5 protein-coding genes, 1 tRNA gene, 1 pseudogene and 1 riboswitch are annotated in these 4990 nt (G+C 42.8%); all 7 genes and pseudogenes read left to right on the top strand.

The window, feature by feature from the left end:
- Window positions 1-27 precede the first annotated feature (27 nt).
- Window positions 28-102: transfer RNA gene (locus tag DEF30_RS00120), tRNA-Asn, on the top strand.
- A gap of 208 nt (window positions 103-310) precedes the next feature.
- The gene (locus DEF30_RS00115) at window positions 311-706 is read left to right on the top strand and encodes a secondary thiamine-phosphate synthase enzyme YjbQ (protein WP_294094886.1); all 396 of its coding nucleotides are present in this window, start codon (window positions 311-313) and stop codon (window positions 704-706) included.
- A gap of 15 nt (window positions 707-721) precedes the next feature.
- Window positions 722-1882, top strand: a complete 1161-nt coding sequence (locus DEF30_RS00110) for an iron-containing alcohol dehydrogenase (protein ID WP_294094884.1) — start codon at window positions 722-724, stop codon at window positions 1880-1882.
- Between the two features lie 389 nt (window positions 1883-2271).
- Window positions 2272-2442, top strand: a riboswitch (Lysine riboswitch).
- A gap of 73 nt (window positions 2443-2515) precedes the next feature.
- A complete protein-coding gene (locus DEF30_RS00105; protein WP_294094879.1) occupies window positions 2516-2905 on the top strand; it encodes a hotdog domain-containing protein in 390 nt (129 codons plus the stop codon).
- The gene (locus DEF30_RS00100) at window positions 2905-3726 is read left to right on the top strand and encodes a 3-keto-5-aminohexanoate cleavage protein (protein ID WP_294094876.1); all 822 of its coding nucleotides are present in this window, start codon (window positions 2905-2907) and stop codon (window positions 3724-3726) included. Before DEF30_RS00105 ends, DEF30_RS00100 begins: the two co-directional genes overlap by 1 nt.
- A 21-nt stretch (window positions 3727-3747) precedes the next feature.
- Complete coding sequence (locus DEF30_RS00095) at window positions 3748-4791, top strand: L-erythro-3,5-diaminohexanoate dehydrogenase (protein WP_294094874.1); 1044 nt, start codon at window positions 3748-3750, stop codon at window positions 4789-4791.
- A 41-nt stretch (window positions 4792-4832) separates the two neighbouring features.
- A pseudogene (locus tag DEF30_RS00090) lies at window positions 4833-4949 on the top strand (L-erythro-3,5-diaminohexanoate dehydrogenase); the annotation flags it as partial.
- Window positions 4950-4990: the final 41 nt, after the last annotated feature.

Genomic DNA, 4990 nt, shown 5'->3' with positions numbered 1-4990 from the left:
AAAGTAGGTCGTCGCCAGATGTATTATTCCGCGATAGCTCAATGGTGGAGCACTCGGCTGTTAACCGATAGGCTGGAGGTTCGAGTCCTCTTCGCGGAGCCATTAGTCCTCAGTTTATACTGAGGACTTTTTTGCGTTTAAAAATAAATAAATAAAACAGATGAGTGGGTTTAGGAGTTCGTGCCGATTGTAATTGTTCTTAAATTATTTACGACCTTCCAGAAGAACATTATCCATGAAAGATAACAATAGTGGTATTATGGGTATGAAGGAAATGTAAATAAATATAAATTAAAGTTGGAGGACAATTATGGAAAAATTAAAAGTAGCATCCCGTGGCCGAACCGATATGATAGACATCACCCATGAGGTTCAAGAGACTGTCCGGAAGAGTGGAGTGAAGTCTGGCATATGCTTGCTGTTTGTACCTCACACAACAGGTGCAGTGACCATAACAGAGTTCTCTGATCCCAATCTCATGCATGATATTCTAAAATCCGTCAATGATCTGATTCCTTTTGAAAATCAGTACACCCATGAAGAAGGGAATGCTGCAGCGCATATCAAATCCAGTCTGTTCAATTTCTCTTTAGAAATGATTATTGATGAAGGAGAACTGATTATTGGAGGATATCAGGGCATATTCTTCTGTGAGTTTGATGGTCCTAGGAACAGACAGGTTTTTGTAAAAATCATGGAAGGATAAAGGTGAGAAAGCAGCATGAATAAATTTGAGTTTATGACATCGGACAGAATTCTCTTTGAAAGAAATGGATTGAAAGATATTGGAAAGCTTGCTCGGCCTTTCGGAAAGAAAGCTTTCATTGTAACCGGAGGCAGAGGAGAAAATGCGGACAGTATTGAAGAATATTTAAAAAACGAGGGAATAGAGACTAGTAGATTTCAGGTTTACACTGAACCTAGCCTGGATACCATGAAAGTCGGGCTGGATCTTGCCAGAAGTGAAAAGTGCGATATGGTCATTGCCTGTGGTGGAGGCAGCGCCATTGATGCGGGAAAAATCATTGCAGCTATGATGACAAATGAGGGAGAAATCCTGTCTTATTTAGAAGTGATTGGTGAAGGCAAGAGCCTAAAGAGTCCATCTGCACCTTGTATAGCTATTCCAACTACAGCAGGAACCGGGGCTGAAGTAACAAAAAATGCTGTGATCAGTTCAGATCTTCATAAGGTTAAGGTCAGTTTGCGCAGTCCATATATGTACCCGAATCTGGTGCTTCTTGATCCCATTCTTACCATGAGCATGCCTCAATCCGTTACGGCAAGTACGGGGCTTGATGCCCTGACACAGGTGATAGAGCCGTTTGTGTCACACTTATCCAACCCTATGACAGATGCATTTTGTAAAGAAGGGATGAGACTGGCCGCGCGTTCATTAAGAAAAGCCTTTGACAGAGGGGAGGATATAGACGCTAGGGAAGAGATGCTTCTTGCAAGCCTCTTTGGTGGGATTGCTTTGGCCAATGCAAAACTTGGAGTTGTACATGGGTTTGCTGGAGTCATCGGAGGGATGTATGGAATCCCCCACGGCATCGTATGTGCTGGTCTTTTACCCTATTCTTTTGAAACCAATGTGAAAGCACTGGCAGATCGGGAAAAGGATAGTAGAGCATTAGAAAGATATAAAGAGGTATCTGAAATTTTAACAGGAGACCGCAATGCATCCATTGAGGATGGGATGAACTGGGTTAAGGATCTTTGTAACCATCTTTCCATCCCAAAGTTCAAGGATTTTGGTATGAAAAAAGAAGATTTTCCTGAAATCATAGAAAAGTCCATGGGGGCAAGCAGCATGAAAGGAAATCCTATAGTACTGACAAAAGATGAACTGGAAGAGATGCTCACAAATGCTTTTCAATAGTGTTATGCATTTTTCAACGTAATATGAGGTGACAGTATTTAGTGGATTCTGACAGAAATTTTTGATGCGATGATTGTTAATAGGAAACGAAACGAATACTATGGTATTGATCCAATGAAAGATCAAAAATGACAGAGGCAGATGTGAATTCATCTGCCTCTTCTATTGAAATCAATTGAGGTAAAGTGGAATTCTTTGTATATCAAAAGAAAATGTTTTTTCTAAATGAAAAGTGATGACAGATTCTGCATATTACAACTGTTTTTACAATATATTCATTAGAAAAATAACAGATAAATAAATTCATGTGAATAAAATGACTATATATTGATTTTTTAAACGATTACAGATTATAATGAATAAGTAACTGCATAGTGAATAAAGACGACCTTTCAAATAGAGGAGCGGTCTGAAGGTAATGGCAAAGTATGAAGCCCTTCTTTTGCCATGAATAGCAGATTGCCGAAGGAAGACAGAAGAGGGCCTATTCTGTATTTCCTGGTGAAAAGGCACAAAGCCTATCACTGTCATGTAGAACTACATGGAGCGCTATTTATGTTTTATAAGAAACATAAAAGTGCTTTTTTTATTGGTCTTTTTTCAGCAGAAATCAGATTTTAAGGAGGAAGGAACATGGAAGCAGTGATCCGTTTAAGAATGAGTGCCCATGATGCACACTATGGGGGAGGACTGGTGGATGGAGCCAAAATGCTGATGCTTTTTGGTGATGTGGCAACAGAACTCCTCATCAGAAGAGATGGTGATGAGGGACTCTTCAGAGCTTACGAAAAAGTGGAGTTTCTTGCACCGGTCTATGCCGGTGACTATATAGAAGCAGTGGGAAGAATTGTTTCTGAAGGCAGAACCTCAAGAAAGATGGAGTTTGAAGCCAGAAAAGTGATTGTGCCAAGACCTGAGATCAGCGAGTCTGCCTGTGAAGTTCTTTCTGAACCCATCGTTGTCTGTAGAGCGGTGGGAACTTGCGTTACTCCCATGGAGAAACAGAGAGGAGTGCATGCATAATGGAGAAGCTCATCATCACAGCGGCCATTTGCGGCGCGGAAGTAACAAAAGATCATAATCCCAATGTACCGTATACTGTCGAAGAAATCAGGGAAGAAGCCCGAAAAGCCTATGAGGCAGGTGCATCTATTATACATCTTCATGTTCGTGAGGATGATGGCACGCCTACTCAGAGCAAGGCAAGATATCAGGTTTGCATGGAAGCGATACGCCAAGTCTGTCCTGATGTGATCATTCAGCCAAGCACCGGGGGGGCGGTTGGGATGACTGCAGATGAGAGGCTTCAGCCGTTGGAGCTTCACCCGGAAATGGCGACTCTTGACTGCGGAACATTGAATTTCGGTGGCGATGAGATCTTTGTGAATACAGAGAATATGATCAAAGAGTTTGGAAAGAGAATGATAGAAAGAGGAATCAAGCCGGAGTGTGAGGTGTTTGACAAGAGCATGATCGATATGGCGCTGCGGCTCTCGAAGAAAGGATTCATAGAGGAGCCTCTTCATTTCAATCTGGTCATGGGTGTCAATGGAGGCATATCAGGAGAACCAAGAGATCTTCTGTATCTTACAGAATCTTTGCCGAAGAATTCGACGTTCACCGTTTCCGGCATCGGCAGACATCAGCTGTCATTAAATACCATGGCCATTCTCTTAGGAGGGCATGTTCGTGTAGGGTTTGAAGACAACATCTACCTGAGAAAAGGAGAACTGGCGGAATCCAGTGCGGATTTTGTGAAGAGGATTGTCGATCTTTCAGTAATTCTAGGCAGAGAGATTGCCACACCTAAAGATGCAAGAAGAATACTAGGACTGACGGAGTAAATGGAAGTGGGGGAGAAGGCTATGACAAACAAAGCTGGATGCAAGTTCGGAACACACCGGGTATTGGAGCCACAGGGGGTTCTGCCGCAGGCTGCAAGAAGGATCGACAATAGTATGGAGATTTATGACAATGAGATTCTCATTGATGTGATTGCTCTTAATATTGATTCTGCAAGCTTCACGCAGATAGAACGGGAAGCGGAGCATGATGTGGAGAAGATTTCAGCAAAGATACAGGAAATAGTTTCCGAACGAGGAAAAATGCAAAATCCCGTAACAGGTTCAGGTGGCATGCTCATCGGACGTATAGAGAGAATAGGAAAAGATCTCAAGGGGAAGATTGCCTTGAAGGAAGGAGACAAAATTGCAACACTGGTTTCCTTATCTCTGACACCTCTGAAGATTGATGAGATTCTTGCCATTCAGCCAGAGATTGACCGGGTGGAAATCAAGGGGAAAGCGATCCTCTTTGAATCTGGAATCTATGCAAAGCTGCCAGATGATATGGGGGAAAATCTGGCTTTAGCAGCACTGGATGTAGCCGGTGCGCCTGCTCAGGTGGCTAAAATGGTGAAGCCAGGAGATTCTGTACTCATTCTTGGAGCCAGCGGAAAATCCGGGATGATGTGTGCCTATGAGGCCATGAAGAGGGTGGGACCCACAGGAAATGTGGTCTGCTCAGATCTTCGTGAAGAAGCCCTGGATATACTGAGAAAAAACAGGTTCTGTCATGAAGCCTTTGCGTCAGATGCCACAAAACCTGTGGATGTTTTGAACAAAGCACTGGCTCATAATGATGGGAAAGAATACGACATCTCAATCAATGTGGTGAATGTGGAAAACACAGAAATGAGCACCATTTTACCGGTGCGGGACGGAGGAATTGTATATTTCTTCTCCATGGCCACCAGCTTCACCAAAGCAGCACTGGGGGCTGAAGGTGTTGGCAAGGATGTGACAATGATGGTTGGAAACGGATATACAAAAGGACATGCAGAAATTACACTTCAGGAGCTAAGAGAATCAGAAGCGCTGAGAAGAATTTTTGAAGAGCTATACGTGTAGGCGATGTGTACAAGGGGGAGTATCATGAATAAATTTGCAGAAAGGATGTGACAATGATGGTTGGAAACGGATATACAAAAGGACATGCAGAAATTACACTTCAGGAGCTAAGAGAATCAGAAGCGCTGAGAAGAATTTTTGAAGAGCTATACGTGTAGGCGATGTGTACAAGGGGGAGTATCATGAATAAATTTGCAGA

This window comes from Proteiniclasticum sp., assembly GCF_003514505.1.
Lineage (GTDB): Bacteria > Bacillota > Clostridia > Clostridiales > Clostridiaceae > Proteiniclasticum.
The sequence above is the reverse complement of the archived record's forward strand: the minus strand, read 5'-3'. Positions and strand labels throughout refer to the sequence as shown.

What these genes read in the sequence shown, in the direction of transcription:
- DEF30_RS00115 (WP_294094886.1), top strand. Translation starts at nt 311, where the DNA reads ATGGAAAAATTAAAAGTAGCATCCCGTGGCCGAACCGATATGATAGAC.
- DEF30_RS00110 (WP_294094884.1), top strand. Translation starts at nt 722, where the DNA reads ATGAATAAATTTGAGTTTATGACATCGGACAGAATTCTCTTTGAAAGA.
- DEF30_RS00105 (WP_294094879.1), top strand. Translation starts at nt 2,516, where the DNA reads ATGGAAGCAGTGATCCGTTTAAGAATGAGTGCCCATGATGCACACTAT.
- DEF30_RS00100 (WP_294094876.1), top strand. Translation starts at nt 2,905, where the DNA reads ATGGAGAAGCTCATCATCACAGCGGCCATTTGCGGCGCGGAAGTAACA.
- DEF30_RS00095 (WP_294094874.1), top strand. Translation starts at nt 3,748, where the DNA reads ATGACAAACAAAGCTGGATGCAAGTTCGGAACACACCGGGTATTGGAG.